Origin of the sequence: Spirosoma aureum (assembly GCF_011604685.1) — a bacterium.
Lineage (GTDB): Bacteria > Bacteroidota > Bacteroidia > Cytophagales > Spirosomataceae > Spirosoma > Spirosoma aureum.
On record NZ_CP050063.1, the window covers coordinates 5,233,557 to 5,250,686 of the forward strand.

Here is a 17,130-nt window from a genome sequence, read left to right on the forward strand (position 1 = left end):
CAGACTGGTGGTCCGTTTATTAAATGAAAAACTGCGGGTAGACTATCCGCATAACTAGTATGACGAAGAACTGGTGGAAAATTCTTGCGGTCGTCATTATGACGTACGTAATTATTTGGGGACTGGTTGGGCCGGTGCCCCGGCAACCAATTTTGAACGAAAGTATCCGAAACGTGTCATTTCACGTACCGCTCTGGTTCGCCATGATTATTCTGTTGATTGCGTCGGTCGTTTACTCGATCCGCTATTTACGAAAAGGACGTTTAGATGACGATCTGGTTGCCGTTGAGTTTGCCAATACGGCCATTCTGTTCGGTCTGTTGGGTTGTTTGACAGGTTCGATCTGGGCCAATTTTACCTGGGGCGAACCCTGGCCAAATGATCCCAAACTCAACAGCGTTGCGGTTGGTATGCTTATGTATCTGGCCTATTTAATTCTTCGGGGGTCATTTGACGATGAACAGCGACGTGCCCGTATTTCAGCAGTCTACAACATTTTTGCTTTTGCCGTTTTTATTCCATTAATTTTTATCGTTCCACGTCTGACCGATTCACTTCATCCAGGCAATGGTGGCAACCCAGCCTTTGGAAAGTATGACATGGATAACAACCTCAGGCTCGTTCTGTATCCGGCTGTCATTGGGCTCACCCTCATTGGCGTATGGGTTACCGAACTACGCGTCAGGCTTCGGCGGATAAAGGTGGCACTGGACGACTAATTCTGTGTTGCCAGGTCGGAATGATTCGCTTTATTTTTACGTTAATTTTTAGACATATTTTTCTTATTCAAATGCGACTGTCTTTTTTGACAAAAGCCCCACTGGCGGCCCTGCTCCTACTCAGCCAGAACCTCATGGCTCAACAGCCGGTTTCAAACGGTGTTGAGATGGCCGATCAGCTTCGGGCCGACGGTAAAATTTGGGTAGTGGTGGCGGTCATTGCGGCCGTATTTGCCGGTATTGTTATTTACCTGATTCGATTAGACCTGCAACTTGGAAAGTTAGAAAAGGAAGTAAAGGAAAAAAAACGGAGTGAACAAGGGATAAAACTCTAGTTTTTGATTTAGACTTTCGCTCATTTACTAATTTTTGTTTCATGAAACTCTCTCATATTTTCGGAATCGTTGTCATTGCCCTCGCCATTGGTATCATCGTTGCGACAGCGGGTGATGCCAGTTCCTACGTTACCTTCAAACAAGCCGCCGAACTGGCCCAGGACGGTGATGAAAAGATGATTCACGTTGTCGGCAAGGTTCAGAAAGACGGACAGGGCCGGGTGGTGGATATGCTTTATAATCCGCAAATTGACCCGAATCACTTTGAGTTTACACTGGTCGATAATGATAATCGGGCTCAGAAGGTTGTTTACAATAGTCCTAAACCACAGGATTTCGAGCGTTCGGAGCAGATCGTGGTGATCGGTGCCATGCAGGGTGACCATTTCCAGTGCAACAAGATTCTGCTGAAGTGCCCGTCGAAATACCAGGAAAACAAGCTGGAAACGACCGAACACGAAGCCAAAACAGCAAAATTGTGAAAGCATGAAAGAGTGAAAGAGCGCATAGTTCCATTGCCTGTTTCACTCTTTCATGCTTTCGCTCTTTCATTCTTTCGTCAATGATACATACTACAGTCGGGCAACTCGGCCACTTTTTCGTCATTCTGTCATTCGTAACAGCGCTGGTAGCCACAGTCGCTTATTTCCTCTCGTCGCTCGGACGTCGGGCCAGCGTCAGTGTACAAACAATATCGGTTGAGGAGCCCCAGCTCGCTTATGCCGGAGAGTCTACATTTGGTGGCAAAAAGGCGAAACGAAAAGTACCTGTCCAATCGACACAAGTCGCAACACCCGAAAAGGACGACTGGAAGACACTGGCTCGGTGGGCATTTTATATCCACGGGCTCGCTGTATTTGGCGTCGGGGCCAGCCTGTATTATATCATTTACAATCATTACTTCGAGTACCATTACGCCTGGAGCCACTCGTCGCTGGCGTTACCGGTGCAATACATGATTTCCTGCTTCTGGGAAGGCCAGGAAGGATCGTTTCTCCTGTGGTTGTTCTGGGATGCCGTACTCGGAGCGATTGTGATCAGCACCAGCCGGGGGGCGGCCGCAAAGCAGTGGGAAGCGCCCATGATGACTGTTTTTGCCCTGGTGCAGGCGTTTCTGGCATCCATGATTCTGGGGGTTGTTTTCGGTGACACGTTTAAGCTTGGGTCCTCTCCATTCCTTCTGCTGGCTGAGGCTATGCCCGACGCACCGATCTTTACGGCCGATCCAACCTTCGTGCCTAAAGATGGCAATGGTTTGAACCCACTCCTTCAGAACTACTGGATGGTAATTCATCCACCAACGCTCTTTCTGGGCTTTGCCCTGACACTGGTTCCGTTTGCCTATTGCATTGCCGGTTTATGGAGGAATCAACCCCTCGAATGGATTCGCCCCGCGCTACCCTGGACGTTATTTGGTGCCATGATCCTCGGCGTCGGCATTATGATGGGCGGCTACTGGGCGTATGAAACCCTTAATTTCGGTGGGTACTGGAACTGGGACCCCGTCGAAAATGCGGTTTTCGTTCCCTGGCTTGTCATGGTTGCTTCGCTGCACACGATGCTGATAGCCAAACGAAGTTCAACTGGCTTGAAAACGGCTATTATCCTGACAATTAGCACGTTCCTGCTGATTCTGTATTCTACCTTCCTAACGCGAAGCGGAATTCTGGGTAACGCTTCCGTACACTCCTTTACCGATCTGGGCTTGTCGGGCCAATTGCTGGTTTATCTGCTGGCATTCGTTGCCCTGGCTGTGTTACTGGCCGCCCGTAAGTGGAAATACATTCCAAGCGATGAGAAGGAAGCGTCTGTTTATACCAAAGAATTCTGGCTGTTCATTGGCGCTACGGTGCTGTGTTTATCAGCCTTTCAGATTATAGCAACGACATCCATTCCGGTTTATAACAAGATTCTGGAAAGCTTCGGCAAAATATCCAATCTTGCCCTGCCTGCCGACCAGATTGCTCACTACAACAAATTCCAGGTCTGGTTTTTCGTCGTGATTGCCCTGCTGACTGGCGTTGGTCAGTTTATGTGGTGGCGAAAATTGGACAACAAAAAGTGGGATGCGCTCATTACACCGGGCATAATAACGCTGCTCATAAGCGCAGGGCTGATTGCCTTTGGTTCAATCAAGAATCCGGTTTACATGGCCTTACTGGTAGCAGCTGTGTTTGCCCTCGTCACCAATGGAACAATCCTGTTGGGTGTTATTCGGGGAAATTATCGTTTTTCGGGGGGCGCTATCGCCCACATAGGCATGGCATTGATGCTGATTGGGATTCTGTATTCGGCCGGTTTCTCGAAAGTTATTTCGATCAATACGAGTGGTTTACTGATCTCCAAGCAGGATGAGTTTACAAAAAACGATAACAAGGAAAACAAGGAAAATACGCTGCTGTGGCTGAATCAGCCGGAGCGAATGGGTCAATATCAACTCACCTATCGCGGTCAGCGTATTGAAGCCCGCGATGTGCCAGGGTATATTCCCCGTAAAGATGTCATGGTGATCGAAGGTGATTTCCGGGGCATTGCACAACGAGACATTGAGCAGGGTGGTAAAATTTACCACAAAAAAGGAGATACGCTTGCGCTGTATCCGGAGAACACCTACTACGAAGTTGAATACCGCGAACCCAGTGGTAAAGTGTTTAGCCTTTTCCCGCGTGCCCAGGTAAACGAGCGAATGGGATTACTGGCTTCGCCCGATACACGCCACAAGGCTGATCGCGACATTTATACCTACGTTAATTCGGTACCCGATCCGAGTGCTGAAAATAAATGGGAGAAGACCGAAACGTATAGCGTTGCCATTAAAGACACGTTTTTTCTCAATGATTACGTAGCCATTCTTGACGACGTTGTCCGGACCAACCAGGTCGAAGGCATGGATATCGGTCCGAATGATGCAGCTGTTCGGGCACGGGTTCGTGTATTGAGTAAAACCGGCGAGCAGACCTTAAATCCGGCGTTCGTGATCAAAAATCGCCTGGTAGCCCATCCGGCCGAAATGAGTGATGAGCTGGGTGTTCGTATCCAATTGAATGAAATCGACCCACGGACGGGTAAGTTTACCTTCGCCGTGAACCGGACGCAGCGTGACTACATCGTGATGAAAGCTTTTGAAAAACCATTGATCAACATACTCTGGATCGGCACGCTGATTGTTGTGATGGGCTTCCTGATTTCTACCGTTCGCCGGTACCGTGAGTATAGAAAGATGCAGGATAAGCTGATTTAGATGAAACTGAAACTTTCTGAAATACTGCTGCTTTCGGCGGGTGCCGGATTCCTGATCCTTTGGATTGCCGAATACCAGCGAACAACTTTTGCCGAAAGTTATTGGTTATTGATGTTATGCCTTGGCTTTCTGCTGGCGTTTCAATACGTCAAAAACAAACGGATCGAGCGCGAAAAGACTGTTTCGCCAACCATTAAGCAGATGGTAGAAAATCGGAAGAAGAAAAAAAAATAGCTTTGCGGTTAGGGTATTCGGGTAGTAGTCGCTTCGCCCCGGATGCCCTACCCGAATCCTATAAAACCAAAACTGTTTGGAACCCTACGCTTTACTCTTTGGTGCTTTACTTGCTCTGGTGCTGGCTGGCTTTTTCTCGGCTGTCGAAATGGCCTATGTATCGGTCAACCGTTTATATTTTGAGCTCCACAGTAAACAAGGTCCATTAGGCGAGAAACTGGTGTCTGGTTTCCTCAAGAATCCGATTCTATTTGTTGGAACCACGTTAACCGGCAATACGCTCTTTCTGGTCCTCTACGCCGTATTGGGGGTTACAGCCCTGAATCCGCTGTTAATGGCCATTTTGCCCGCATCCTGGGCAGAGCATCAGTCTGTTTTCATTACCATTGAGACCCTGATTCTAACGATCATCTTCCTGCCACTGGCCGACTATTTACCGAAGAGTTTGGCGTTAATTCATCCCGATCGATTTCTGGAGGCACTGGCCGTACCGCTCTGGGTCATTTACAAAGCGATTGCTCCACTCGTGCGTGTGCTCGTCGGAACGGCCCGGTTCCTGATCCGCTATATGCTGGGGAAACGAAACCCGGAAATCCGACCCGTGTTCGGCCTGACAGACCTCAATCATTACCTTCAGCAACTGAATCAGAAATCGGATACTGAAGAAGAGCTTGAAATCGATACGCAGATTTTCAACAATGCCATTGAATTCCGCGATGTACGTGTCCGTGATTGTCTTGTTCCAAGAACCGAGATTACGGCCATTGCGGCCGATGATACGGTCGAGGAACTTCGGCAGGCATTTCAGGATAGTGGTCACTCGAAGATTATTGTTTACCGGGATACTATCGATGATGTTGTTGGCTATTGTCATGCGTTGGCTCTGTTCCGAAAACCCGCTACGGTAGAAGAAATCATAACGCCAATCATTACCGTACCAGAAACCATGCCTGCTCAGGATCTGCTACTTCGCTTTTTGTCGGAACGCAAAAGCCTGGCGCTCGTCGTCGATGAATTTGGTGGCACGGCAGGTATTGTCAGTGTAGAGGATATGGTTGAGCAAATCTTTGGTGAGATTCAGGACGAGTACGATACCAACGAAGACTGGACCGAACAGCAGATCGACGACCATACCTGGTTATTGAGTGCCCGTCATGAAATCGACGACCTCAACGAAACCTACGGCTGGTCTATTCCCGAAGGAAGCTATGATACCCTGGGTGGTCTGATTTTAGAGACGAACGAAGATCTGCCTCAGGTCGGTGACGTGATCGAACTAGCCCCGTTTTCATTTACCATCGTTTCAATGGACGGCACCCGGATCGATACGGTGAAAGTCCGACTGAATCCGAATTATAAAGAGTAACGGTGCTTTTCCGCTCACTGATTCGTGACTCCCTGACGGTTCAGACAGGCAAATACACCTCGAAAGCTGCCCCTTTGCCCAGATGTCCATATGCGGTTATAGCGCCCCGGTGATTTTCGACCACGCGCCGGCAAATGGCCAGTCCAACTCCGGTTCCGTCGTATTGCTGCCGGTTATGAAGTCGCTGAAATACCTGAAAAATCTGTTCCGCATATTTATCCTCGAAGCCAATACCGTTGTCGGTTATTCTGACTCTGTAATAGGTTTGCGTTGAATTTAACTCAGCGGGTGCAGCTTCTCCAGAAACTGACTCACACGAAACATCAATTACAAGTGTCTTTTCCAGCACTCTGAATTTGATAGCATTGGCGATTAAATTACTGAATAGCAGGTGCATCTGGGCAAAATCACCTCGAACAGCTGGTAAAGGGCCAACGGTCAGAATTGCACCTGCCTCATGCAATGCCAATTCATATTCCGAACGCACCTCTGCAAATAACTGCTCCAGTAAAACCGTTTGAAAAGGAGCCCGATGCGTACTAATTCGTGAGTAAGCCAGTACGTCCTTAATGAGCGATGACATCCGTCCGGCCGCAGACTGCATCCGGGAAACAATGTCTTGCCCATACTCCGTAAGCTGATGCGAAAACTGATTATGCAGGATGTCGCCAAAAGCCATGATTTTACGCAGGGGCTCCTGTAGATCATGGTTGGCAACATAAGCAAACTGCCGCAGGTTGTCGTTCGCAGTCTGCAGGTCACGGTTTGTCTGCTCCAATTGCTGCTGATGCGTTTTACTCTCTGTAATGTTGACCAGTGTCAGCACAATTCCATCGTCCCACTTAATAACAGAAAGTTCATACCAACCCTTTAATTGATCGTAGTTATATTCCTGCTCAAAACGGGTTGGCTCTCCAGTTTCAATGACCTGAACATAGCGATCAAACAAGCCCGTTTCTATAACGTGCGGAAAGTAGCCAAGCATCGTACGGCCAATCACTTCTTCATCCGTTCGGCCGGGATTCTGGCGGTTCGCTTCATTCTGGGCGACATAACGAAAATCTACGATTTTGCCTGTTGTTTCATCCCGTACGGCACTGAAGGCGATGATTGCATTTGATGATCCATCCAATACCGACCGCAACAGGTCGGCCTGTCGCTGATTTGCCAACTCAGCACGTTTGAGCGCCGTAACATCTATAAACGTGGCAATGACACCATCGCCAAACGGTCGGATACGGATATTATACCAGCCATTATACTCACCTACAGGCAGATTAACTCCATTTATTCGGGCCGGTTCATTCGTTTCTGCCACGCGGATATGCCAGTCCAGAACACCGTTTATTCGGGCTCCCGGCCAGGCCAGACTATATAATTCACCGATCAGGCTTTCTTTTGACCGCTGCGTAATCCGCTCAGCATCAGCATTAAGATGAGTAAATCGAAAGTCGATAATCTTGTTAGCCTCATCCCGAACGGACTGCATGACCGCTATTCCCGTCTGTGTATTGTCTAAAATTGCCTGTAGAAGCGTCGTCTCATGCTTCTGGGCTAACTCCGCTTTTTTGCGATCATTAATATCAGTCCAGGAAGCCAGCACACAGTCCTCAAAGCGAGCCAGTGATTGAGCTACCCAGCTATCAGCAGCAGCAAAATGATGCTCGATGTGCATAGGCAAGCCCGATTCAACTACTTGCTTATAGTTATCAAAAATCACCCCACAATTTCCATCTGGATCGAGAGCAAGCATTGAATAAGTTAACAATTGTTCCTGCGTGAATCCGCTCAGAGCAGCGGCTCGTTCATTACAGCGGAGTACGCGAAAATCGCTTATTTGATCATTCTCATTCCGAATAGCCTGACAAAGTAAAATACCATTGAGCGAATTCTGAAAGACGCTCTCCAGTAACGGATTGGGCGGATGAAGGTGTAAATCATGAGTCATTTTTAAAGAAGGTAAAGCGTAGGTACGGAATTATGTTTTTACAGATAAACACCTGCAAAGGCAGCAAACTATCAATTAATTGCTTGTTTGGCAAGTCGTTGACCACAGATTTATGTTTTTTCAGATTAGTAGACAAATTCAAACGAATACCGGTCAGCCGGTAAAGTCCCGTCAATATAAAACTAGCCCGGTATTCAACACGATCATGCTTTTTTGACTACGAGTTTTGCTAACGTTGCCCGGGTATAGGGATGAATCTTTGTATAGAATTTGTGCGCTTTTTGGCTAGCCTTATTTGAGCAAAAACCGTGTTATTTTATCACTACCTAATCGTATTGGCAGATTTTGGAAAGACTGGCTGCTTTTATTCAGGGGCTTTGGTGACTAACTAAAACCCGACAAATGGAAACGGCCTAAAAGCTCCAGACTCGCTTTTAGGCCGATAAAATTCATTCCTGACACCGTTTATTGTAATCAACGGATTCTTGTACTGCTCTCAGGCTTGCACAAGTTTATGCTATATATTAAAGGTCGTCCAGAGTAGTCAGCACTAGTTTACCGATAGCTTCCGTCCCTAGAATTTTATCAGAAGAAGTCTGACTATCAGCAATGTCTCGAGTTCGATAACCGGCTTTTAATAGATTATCTACGGCCTTAATCACCATTTCCGATTCTTCTTTCATGCCAAACGATATATCCAGCAGCAATGCGGCAGACAGTATGGATGCAATCGGATTGGCGACACCTTTACCCGTAATATCATGTGCCGATCCATGAATAGGTTCGTACACGCCTGTGCCATCACCAATGGATGCAGAAGCCAGCATCCCCATAGAACCCGCAATTTGCGATGCTTCATCAGTCAGTATATCGCCAAATAAATTGGCCGTAACAATCACATCAAACCGACGGGGGTCTTTAATCAGCAGCATAGCCGTTGCATCGGCGTACTGATGTTCGACTTCTATGTCCGGATAGTCTAACGACATTTTCTGGACGACTTCTCGCCATAAACGCCCGGTTTCCATAACGTTGGCTTTATCGGCAGAACAGAGCTTTTTTCGGCGGGTACGGGCAGCTTCAAACGCTTTGCGGGCAATACGTTCTACTTCGTATCGGCTGTATTCGGCCATATCGTATGCGGTGTTCCCGTTATTTTTTCGTCCTTTTTCACCAAAATACACATCCCCGGTAAGTTCTCTGAAAAATAAAATATCGGCGCCTTTCAGCACTTCAGGTTTAATGCTGGATGCACCTAATAGCTCGTCAAATAGTTTTATGGGCCGCAAATTTGCATAGAGTCCCAGCTCTTTCCGCATTCTGAATAAACCTTGTTCAGGGCGCATTTGAGCCGTAGGATCATTATCGTATTTGGGATGACCAACAGCGCCAAATAATACGGCATCCGAATTCCGCATGGTTTCCAGAGCGTCATCGGTCAGTGGGCTACCCATTGCCTCGATCGATAAATGGCCGATCAACACTTCGTCGTATGTAAACTCATGACCGAATTTAGCGGCAATTTTCTCGACTACTTTTTTGCCAACTGCGGTTACTTCCTGTCCGATCCCATCGCCGGGAGCAATTACTATATGTTTTTGGGCCATTGTCTTTGTTAATCAATAAAATAGAACACAATACGGTAGCCCTTCCCTCTCTAACAGGCTCATCGCGAAACCTGTAAGAGTGGGAAAATCACTACTAATAATGGATTTGTTTTAGGGTTTTATTTTCTGATCAAGCCGAAACATCAGCCCGTTTTTCGTAGCCAGCAAAATCAAGATTTTCGGTGATGCGGGTACCCTCCTGGGCTAATGTAGTCATGTATAACTCGATCCGGCTCTTCGCTGTATCCAGATCCGTATTATTGAGGTTGATATTCAACAAATCAATAAACCAGGGTGGTTTTACCTCGCTCAGAATGTACACATCCGCTATTTCGCGCGCAATGGGCAGCGTGGTAATTTTCGATGATTCATAGACATCTTTCGTATCGGCCTTCAGCAATTTATCGTACTCCTGGTCAAGCAATTTTTTATACAGAGCCTCCGAAAAAACTGCTCCTGCGCTGGTATCCGTTTCCGCATCAGCCTCGGTAATAATTGCTCCTTTATGAACCCATTCCCAGAGAATGCTCAAGCGGATTTCACCGGTAGCCATATCCTCCATAAGATACAGGATATCATCATTGCCAAAGAAATCGGCCGGTTTCAACGCAGCAGCCTGCATTCCCTGCCCGAAGGCATTTCCATACTGCAGCGCGACGCTCAGCAGGTTACGCGCCCCGCGAATATCGGTTGGCGCCGGTTCGATCAGAATTAGCCCATCGGCATCCTGCTGGGTGTAGGTAAGTCGTGGAAACTCACGTCCTAACTGATTGGCATCACCCACTTTCTCCCAAACAGGCCGTACAATATGCACCATTTTCCAGTGAGCCACCCATTTTCCGCTCGCTCCTTCCCGTTGTTCACGCTCAGCACCGGCGACGGCTTTTTTCATACTGGCCGACACCCCTTCTTCAGAACCCACGGGTATGTTAGGTTCCATCCCACCCTGCCAAAGGGCAAAATTGCCATTGATATCGGGCGTATTGACGGTCCGCCGGACGCGATCTTCGTAATTACGCATGTAGCCATACGTCATGGTAATGGCTTCAATGTTGGGATTGACGAAGTCTGTATCCCAGGCCATTGCATCGGAAACGCTGTTGATGTAGTCCCAACGGCCTGTATTATAGCCCACGAAATGTTTGCCAAGGGCCGCCCGAATTTCCATCAACTGGTGGGTTGCTTCGAGTTGTTCGACCAGCACATACACTTTAATCGTGCCCGCTTCCAGACCAAGATGACCCTCAAGCGCATTAAGTAAACTGCTCCATACACCAGCTTCTTCGGCCGTCTGAATTTTGGGCAGGTACAACACAATGGACGATCTGTTTTTTTGCAGTTCTTTATAGTTGTTCACGACATAAAGCGTCGGATCAACAATGGAAGCTGCCATGGCCACCCCATCGGCATCCCGAATATGCCGGTCGTCGAGGTGAAGACCGCGGGCCCGAAAGATCTTGGTCGTGAAGTTGAGCTGCGATTCCCAGTCCGTGACAATTTCACGCCCTAAAAACGACTTCGACCAGCGGTTCATTTCTTCAGCCACCTTCGCGGCTACTTTCAGAAACACCGGATCTTTATGAATGGCCAGTTTCAGATTCCGCTGATTATCGAGCGACATGGTCGAAATCTGCCCCAGGGCATCCTCGCCATCAAACATCCAGCCATCGGCCCCAGACAGCAACGCATAGGCTACGTTACGAATGCTACTTTCGACGGGTGTATTGGGTTTAGCTGCGGGTCCTGTGCCCTGAATCCATTGCCGCTGCAAATCGACAGGGATGACAGAGCCTTCAAATTTTCCATCGCGCGCATCCTGAACCTTTATGTCTGTTCCCGGGATTGTGCTTTCCGGGTCCAGAAAAGTGATCCTTGTTTTATTTTGCTGACGTGCTGCCCGGCGCTGCATGCGGGTAGCCATGACCTCTTTAATTCGTTTGTTAAAGTGGGCCAATGCCGAAAGTGTCGAAAGTGCTTCGGGGGTATAAATGTCAGGATAAGCCTCTTTCAGGTTGTCGCGGATTATAAAATCGTTGTAGCTCATTCTATCTGAATTAGAAAGTTCGCAAAATGTGATTGATGGTTAAAAATGAACAAGTAGGACTATTCTTCCAGGAAGTTCAAATCCTTGCCAAATGTCTCCTCCATTTTCCAGAGGCCAAGAAACGCAATTGTAATCGTTATGAATCCTAAAAGTCCTGCTCCTGACACCAAACCGAGGTGATCTTTGAAGAGGAGAAATAAAGGCGTCATGATATTTATACTCCCTCTAACAAAATTGGGAACTGTTGTTGCAACCGTAGCCCGCAGGTTCGTACCAAATTGTTCGGCCGCAATCGTGACGAATAAAGCCCAGTAGCCAACCCCAAAACCTAGGCAGGAACATACGGCATAGAACATAACTGCCGAATGCAACGGCACAAATAAATACACCGTTATCAGCACGGCGGTCAGGACCAGAAAGAGAAACAAAATCTTTTTCCGGCTGCCAACGTATTGACTAAGAATGCCGCTGGACAAATCGCCGATGGCTAAACCAATGTATTCCCACATGACCGCTTTACCCGCTACAATGGGCACATCGACGTTTAAAGCTTTTCCAAATTCAGGCGAGAAAGTCATCAGGATACCCGCAACGAACCAGACGGGTAAGCCAATAAGAATGCAACGGAGGTATTTAAAAAACTGTTTTTGTGACGAAAATAAATGAAGGAAATTTCCGCGGGAAACCGATTGTTCCTTCACTTTCGTAAAAATACCGGACTCAAAAACGCTGACCCGCATCACCAGCAATAACAATCCAAGCCCCCCTCCGATGAAATAAGCATTCCGCCAGGCAAATTGTTCGGCAATAAAATAAGCCAATACGGCTCCCAAAAGCCCCACAGATGCCACCAATGATGTGCCGTATCCCCGAATTTCTTTGGGCAACACCTCCGCTACCAATGTAATACCAGCGCCTAGCTCGCCCGCCAAACCAATGCCAGCCACCAGCCGCAGTATTGCATATTGATCGACCGACGTAACAAATCCATTGGCAATATTGGCCAGCGAGTAAATTAAAATTGACCCGAACAATACAGAGAGTCGCCCCCGTTTATCGCCCAAAATTCCCCACAGAATGCCCCCAATGAGCAGTCCGCCCATTTGCATGTTGATCAGATAAATCCCTTGCGTTAGCATATCGGCATCCGAAACGCCTAAGTCTTTAAGACTCTGGACCCGGACAATGCTAAACAAAAGCAGGTCGTATATATCCACGAAATAGCCCAGGGCGGCAACGATAACCGGAATCTGAAATAACAGGCGTAAGGTCGACGGTTTAGGGATCAATTTTACTTTTTGCGGATTGTCTTCGTAGATGGGCTCAATCATGGTGATTTTCTCGTTTAAACGCGTTTGTTTAGTTGATTCCCCCAAAGCACAGGTATTTGATCTCCATGAAGTAGTCCATCCCATATTTGGAGCCTTCACGACCTACACCCGATTCTTTGATGCCTCCAAAAGGAGCCACTTCGGTTGAGATCATTCCTTCATTGATGCCCACCATGCCATAATCCAAAGCCTCGGCAACCCGCCAGCAACGCGCAATGTCTTTGCTATAGAAATACGCGGCCAGACCATATGGCGTATCATTCGCCAGCTGGATGACTTCCTGCTCGGAGGTAAATCGGGCAACGGGCGCTACCGGTCCGAAGACTTCTTCGCGGGCAATGATCATATCGGGCGTTATGTCGGTCAATACCGTCGGCTGGAAAAACAACCCGTCCATTTCTTTGCCGCCCACAATGACTTTCGCTCCTTTCGAAAGTGCATCTTCCAGATGGTGTTTGACTTTGTTTAAGCCTTTTTCGTTGATCAACGGTCCCATTTGGGCATCCGTATCCAGGCCATTTCCGACGCGGAGAGCAGCTACCGCCTTCGAAAGTTTCTCAACAAATTCATCGTAAACCGCATCTTGCACATACAGCCGATTGACGCATACGCAGGTCTGGCCATTGTTCCGGAATTTGGAAGCCATTGCGCCGACGACTGCGGCATCGATATCGGCATCGTTGAAAACAATAAACGGAGCATTCCCGCCCAACTCAAGCGATATTTTCTTCAGATTCGACGCGCACTGGCTCATCAGGAGCTTGCCAATGGCCGTAGAACCCGTAAATGATAATTTACGTACGTTCCGATTTTCGCATAGTTCCAGACCGACTTCCGCATTTTTGGACGTCGTAACGGTATTGTAAACGCCCGGTGGGAAACCGGCTTTTTCGGCCAGATACGAAATGGCAAGTGCGGTAAGGGGTGTTTCGGACGGTGGTTTTACAACCACAGGACTACCGGCTGCCAGCGCCGGGCCTACTTTCCGGGTTATCATGGCCAGTGGAAAATTCCAGGGCGTAATGGCCGCGACGACACCAATGGACTGTTTGATGACAACCAGCCGCTTGTCTCTCGTATTGGCCGGGATAACGTCCCCGTATGTACGTTTCGCTTCTTCGGCAAACCACTCGATGAATGAGGCCCCGTAATCGACCTCACCCCGGCTCTCGGCTAATACCTTTCCACATTCCATCGTCATCAGCCTCGCCAGTTCGTCTTTATTCTCCAGAATCAGCGCAAACCATTTTTTTAGCAGGTTCGACCGTTCTTTGGCCGTCAGATCCCGATAAGCAGGCCAGGCGGCATGGGCAGCGTCGATAGCCGCCCGTACATCAGCACTGCCCATGTCGGTTACGGTGGCCAATACCGAACCAGTTGCGGGATTGATTACATCAAAAGTTTCTCCGCTGGCGGCCTGGACCCATGTTCCGTTTACGTACGACTGTGTTCTGATCAGCGAATTGGTTTCCATAAGGCCGGGCGATGGGCTGGTTGAGTTCATCATTAGAAAGTGATTATCTGGCGAATAGCGTCACCTTTTGCCAGGCGTTCAAACCCCTCGTTTACATCATCTAAGCCTAGCTTATGCGTCATCAGTTTGTCGACCGGAAGACGGCCGGACTGGTACAGCGCGATATAGGCGGGAATATCCCGAACGGGCACACAACTACCAATGTATGAACCCTGTAATGTCCGTTCATCGGCCACCAGTTTCGTTGGCGAGAACTGCATCATTTTGCTGGGGTGTGGTAATCCAGCCGTAACGGTTTTACCACCCCGGCCCGTAGCATTATAGGTAAACTCCAGCGCCTGAACGACTCCTGCAAACTCAAAACCGACATCTACCCCACCGCGTGTAAGGTCTTTCACCTGCTCTACAGCATCCGGCTGTGAAGAATCTATCGCTTCATGTGCGCCTAGCTCAAGCGCTTTTGCAAGCTTTTCTTTATTAACGTCGGCGACAATTACTTTACTGGCACCTCCGGCAAGCGCACCCAATAAGGCAGCAAAGCCAACACCACCCAAACCGGTAATCAGCACGGTTTGGCCAAGCGTTAATTTAGCCGTATTAATCACGGCACCTACGCCGGTCATGATGGCGCAACCAAACAGGGCGGCAATATCAAACGGCAGTGTCGGATCTATTTTTACAACTGATTTGCGGGATACGACCGTGTACTCGGCAAAACCAGACACACCCATATGATGGTGAATGGGCTGTTGCTGCTGGTCCTGAAGGCGGAAGCCGCCCCCTAATAATTCGCCCTTGTTATTGGCAACAAGCCCATTTTCGCACAGGGCAGGTCGTCCGGTCATACAGGGCATGCAATGGTTGCAGATCGGCAAAAAGGAGAATACGACGTGATCGCCAACGGCAATATCGTGTATATCCGGACCCAGCTCGACAACCTCACCAGCGGCTTCGTGTCCCAGTACCATCGGCATCTGGCGTGGTCGATTGCCATCAATTACCGATAAATCGGAATGGCAAAGCCCGGCTGCTTTAATTTTTATGAGAAGTTCACCACTCCGGGGCGACTCTAATTCTACCTCTTCAATTGTCAGCGGGTTGCTGTTCGTATAGGGACGTTCTTTCCCCATTTCATGTAAAACGGCTGCTCTTATCTTCATAGTAGGGTTATCGATTCACGTTATGCCTTCCTTTCTAAGCGCAGAAGGACAAACCATTACTTACCATTAGTCAAAAACTCCTCAATGTTGCGTCCAACTTTCTCCATCAACATGGTTCGGGCTTCTATACTCGCCCAGGTAACGTGTGGGCTTAACGCCAGTCTGGCTTTATTTTTTACGTGCAACAGCGGATTGGCTGGCGAAATAGGTTCCTGGGTAAAAACATCGATACCTGCCCCTGCCAGTAATTCTTCGTCCAGTGCCCGCGCTAAATCGGCTTCATTGACAATTCCTCCCCGACCAACATTGATCAGAATGGCCGTTTTTTTCAAGCGTTTTAACCGATCGTAATTAATCAGATTCGCCGTGTACTCATTGAGTGGAGCATGAATAGACACCACATCTGAAGTTGTTAAAAATTCATCCAGGTCAAGGCGCTGGTAAGGCTGTTGGGTATTTTGACCAGAGGTTGAATAGTACACGACTTCGGCTCCAAACGCATCGGCTACTTTGGCTACCTGCCTGCCAATGGCGCCCAGACCGATGATGCCGAATCGTTTGCCGTTCAACTCCCAGAATCCGTTGCCAAAATGAGTGAATATATCGGTCTTCGAGTACGATCCATCTTTTACGTACTGATCGAAATAAGGAATATTTACCAGCAGGTGAAACAACAGCGCGAAGGTGCCCTGTGTAACACTCTGTGTCGAATAATCCGAGGCATTTTTTACCGGAATGCCTCGTTTTTCGGCGGCTACTTTATCAACATTATTTGTGCCGGTAGCCACCACACAAATCAACTTCAGTGCACTTGCCTGCTCAATGATAGCACGATCTAAAACGACTTTATTGACTAGTACGATATCGGCATTTTCGATCCGCTCCTGAGTTTGGTCGGGTCGGGTAGTCTGATAATACGTGACCTCGCCATACTTCTCCAACAACCCAAGATTTGGAATGTCGCCCATCGTTTTAACATCCAGAAAGACTAATTTCATCGGTAGAACTAACTTAAGAGAATATCCTAGAGTGCATTTTTCACCTTGACGACGACCTTTTTCACGCCATCGAAACCGTCTATTTTATTACTCGGATTATGTGCTTCCTTCGTAGTCACGATAAAGAAATTTCCGGGCTCCGCTATGTAAAAATTTCCGTTATCAATTGTATAAAAACCAATGTCTTTCGTGGCGCTATATTCTTGATTAACCGTTGCATTCGCTACCGGCATTACGCCGATTTTTTCTTTCCCTTTAACCACAAAATGAATGTCATTGTAGGTATGATGGGCTTCCCATTTTAACGGAGAGATTTCTCTCGGCGGTCCTTCACTGATTGTTGCATAGACATTCTCATCGTCGATTGGGTATTTACCGGCTCTTAGTCTGGTAAAATCAGTATCTCTCAGAAAAGCGAAGGCTTTGTCCCATGCGGCTTTGTTTGCGTGATATTGCTTCGCAAACTCCAGTTTATTAACAACCTGATAGGGCGTTGCTTTTAATCCATTCAACCAGACCTGACTATCATACCATTTAGCCGCCTTTTCTTCGGTCCATGCTCCATCAGACTGAGCGTTCGATACAGAAGCAACCAGCATTAATGCCATCAGCATATAAAAAGCCGTGGTGTGTATTTTTCTCATAGAATGAGTTTGTAAACGTATTTTTAGCT

Annotated in this window: 14 protein-coding genes; 6 read left to right on the forward strand and 8 right to left on the reverse strand. The window is 47.9% G+C overall.

Going from position 1 to position 17,130, the window contains the following annotated elements:
- The first annotated feature begins 59 nt into the window (after window positions 1-59).
- The 6 genes from ccsA (G8759_RS20910) (at window position 60) to G8759_RS20935 (ending at window position 5,895) form a co-directional block, all read left to right on the forward strand.
- Window positions 60-719: a cytochrome c biogenesis protein CcsA gene (gene ccsA / locus G8759_RS20910; protein ID WP_167211893.1), complete on the forward strand. Its 660-nt coding sequence runs from the start codon at window positions 60-62 to the stop codon at window positions 717-719.
- Between the two features lie 71 nt (window positions 720-790).
- Window positions 791-1,054 (forward strand): CcmD family protein, encoded by a 264-nt coding sequence (locus G8759_RS20915; protein WP_167211896.1) that lies wholly within the window; start codon window positions 791-793, stop codon window positions 1,052-1,054.
- A gap of 41 nt (window positions 1,055-1,095) precedes the next feature.
- On the forward strand, window positions 1,096-1,536 hold the full coding sequence (locus tag G8759_RS20920) for a cytochrome c maturation protein CcmE domain-containing protein (RefSeq protein ID WP_162387247.1): 441 nt from the start codon (window positions 1,096-1,098) through the stop codon (window positions 1,534-1,536).
- Window positions 1,537-1,616: 80 nt separating this feature from the next.
- Window positions 1,617-4,295 (forward strand): cytochrome c biogenesis protein CcsA, encoded by a 2,679-nt coding sequence (gene ccsA / locus G8759_RS20925; RefSeq protein ID WP_167211899.1) that lies wholly within the window; start codon window positions 1,617-1,619, stop codon window positions 4,293-4,295.
- A complete protein-coding gene (locus tag G8759_RS20930; RefSeq protein ID WP_394353257.1) occupies window positions 4,296-4,529 on the forward strand; it encodes a hypothetical protein in 234 nt (77 codons plus the stop codon).
- Window positions 4,530-4,605: 76 nt separating this feature from the next.
- A complete protein-coding gene (locus G8759_RS20935; protein WP_167211902.1) occupies window positions 4,606-5,895 on the forward strand; it encodes a hemolysin family protein in 1,290 nt (429 codons plus the stop codon).
- A 40-nt stretch (window positions 5,896-5,935) separates the two neighbouring features.
- On the opposite strand, the gene G8759_RS20940 is transcribed toward G8759_RS20935, so the two are convergent.
- The 8 genes from G8759_RS20940 to G8759_RS20975 all read right to left on the reverse strand — a co-directional run bounded on the left by G8759_RS20940 (window position 5,936) and on the right by G8759_RS20975 (window position 17,101).
- Window positions 5,936-7,843, reverse strand: a complete 1,908-nt coding sequence (locus G8759_RS20940; RefSeq protein WP_167211905.1) for a sensor histidine kinase — start codon at window positions 7,841-7,843, stop codon at window positions 5,936-5,938.
- 524 nt (window positions 7,844-8,367) lie between these two features.
- Window positions 8,368-9,450, reverse strand: a complete 1,083-nt coding sequence (gene leuB / locus G8759_RS20945) for a 3-isopropylmalate dehydrogenase (RefSeq protein ID WP_167211908.1) — start codon at window positions 9,448-9,450, stop codon at window positions 8,368-8,370.
- Window positions 9,451-9,580: 130 nt separating this feature from the next.
- Window positions 9,581-11,494 carry an aldolase/citrate lyase/malate synthase family protein gene (locus tag G8759_RS20950; RefSeq protein ID WP_167211911.1) on the reverse strand — a complete coding sequence of 638 codons (1,914 nt, stop codon included), beginning with the start codon at window positions 11,492-11,494 and terminating at the stop codon, window positions 9,581-9,583.
- Window positions 11,495-11,553: 59 nt separating this feature from the next.
- The gene (locus G8759_RS20955) at window positions 11,554-12,825 is read right to left on the reverse strand and encodes an MFS transporter (RefSeq protein WP_167211914.1); all 1,272 of its coding nucleotides are present in this window, start codon (window positions 12,823-12,825) and stop codon (window positions 11,554-11,556) included.
- Window positions 12,826-12,853: 28 nt separating this feature from the next.
- The gene (locus G8759_RS20960) at window positions 12,854-14,332 is read right to left on the reverse strand and encodes an NAD-dependent succinate-semialdehyde dehydrogenase (protein WP_167211917.1); all 1,479 of its coding nucleotides are present in this window, start codon (window positions 14,330-14,332) and stop codon (window positions 12,854-12,856) included.
- Window positions 14,332-15,459, reverse strand: a complete 1,128-nt coding sequence (locus G8759_RS20965; RefSeq protein ID WP_167211920.1) for a zinc-dependent alcohol dehydrogenase family protein — start codon at window positions 15,457-15,459, stop codon at window positions 14,332-14,334. Before G8759_RS20965 ends, G8759_RS20960 begins: the two co-directional genes overlap by 1 nt.
- 56 nt (window positions 15,460-15,515) lie before the next feature.
- A complete protein-coding gene (locus G8759_RS20970) occupies window positions 15,516-16,457 on the reverse strand; it encodes a D-2-hydroxyacid dehydrogenase (RefSeq protein ID WP_167211923.1) in 942 nt (313 codons plus the stop codon).
- 26 nt (window positions 16,458-16,483) lie between these two features.
- On the reverse strand, window positions 16,484-17,101 hold the full coding sequence (locus tag G8759_RS20975) for a YhcH/YjgK/YiaL family protein (RefSeq protein ID WP_167211926.1): 618 nt from the start codon (window positions 17,099-17,101) through the stop codon (window positions 16,484-16,486).
- Window positions 17,102-17,130: the final 29 nt, after the last annotated feature.